The organism is Curtobacterium sp. MCBA15_016 (genome assembly GCF_001865105.1).
In the GTDB taxonomy this organism is placed as follows: domain Bacteria; phylum Actinomycetota; class Actinomycetes; order Actinomycetales; family Microbacteriaceae; genus Curtobacterium.
The window spans coordinates 5,341-5,722 of the sequence record NZ_MJGR01000031.1 but is presented as its reverse complement, the minus strand read 5'-3'; the positions used below and the strand labels follow the sequence as shown (position 1 = coordinate 5,722).

The window sequence follows — 382 nt, the reverse complement described above, 5'->3', positions numbered from 1 at the left end:
AGGAGACCGACGCCGACGTCCGGACCCGGGTCGAACGCGTGGTCGGGCTGGTCGTCCCGCGGGCCGCGGTGGCCGTCCACGTCCACGACCACGTCGTGACCATCGCCGGGTCCGTCAGCTCCGTGGCGGAACGCCGCGCGGTGCACGCCGCCGCTGCCCGGTGCGGCGGTGTGCACTTCGTCATCGACCAGCTGACGGTCGCCCCGGTCGTCGGCTGATCGACGTCAGCCCTGCTCGAGCGGGACGACGCACAGCGCCGTCGTCGACTCCGCCATCAGGTCCTGCGCGACCGATCCCAGGACCTCGCCGCCGAAGGTGGACCGGTGACGACGCCCCACCACGACGAGCGCGTGGTGCTCCGCCGCCACCGCGGCCGTCCCTC

1 protein-coding gene is annotated in these 382 nt (G+C 74.3%); it reads left to right on the top strand.

Annotation, left to right across the window (positions count from 1 at the left end):
* Positions 1-218, top strand: a 218-nt coding sequence (locus BIV03_RS12885) for a BON domain-containing protein (RefSeq protein ID WP_139201967.1), incomplete at its 5' end; no start/stop codon positions are given.
* Between the last annotated feature and the right edge of the window lie 164 nt (positions 219-382).